1 protein-coding gene is annotated in these 489 nt (G+C 63.2%); it reads left to right on the forward strand.

Translation table 11 applies throughout. The features are described from left to right. A partial coding sequence (locus tag NE547_RS17995) for a 3-keto-5-aminohexanoate cleavage protein (protein WP_256176624.1) occupies window positions 1-489 on the forward strand: 489 nt, incomplete at both ends.

The following is a 489-nucleotide window of genomic DNA, read 5'->3' on the forward strand; positions in this document are numbered from 1 at the left end:
CTGAACGCCACCGACGAGACGCGCCAGATCCACCTGGAGCAGCTGCGCCCCGAGATGGGCTCCTATGACTGCGGCTCCATGAACTGGCTGCACACCAGCCTGTTCATCAACTCCCCCGCGTTCCTGGAGCAGCTGGGCAGGAATATGCAGGAGTGGGGCGTCAAGCCCGAGATCGAGGCGTTTGACCCCGGCATGATCTACAACGCCCAGTACTACCTGAAGAAGGGCGTGCTGAAGGGGCCGCTGCACTTCCAGTTCTGCATGGGCTGCGCCAACGGCATCGCCGGCAGCATGAAGAACCTGGTCTTTATGAAGGAGACCATGGAGGCCGCCTGTCCCGGCTCCACCTGGAGCTGCTTCGGCGTGGGGCACTCCGCCATGACCATGCTCTACGGCGCGGTGGCCCTGGGCGGCCATATCCGCGTCGGCATGGAGGACAACGTCATGTACTCCAAGGGCAAGCTGGCCGACAGCAACGTGCAGTTTGTC

Source organism: Flavonifractor sp. DFI.6.63 (assembly GCF_024462255.1).
GTDB classification, from domain to species: Bacteria; Bacillota; Clostridia; order Oscillospirales; family Oscillospiraceae; genus Lawsonibacter_A; species Lawsonibacter_A hominis.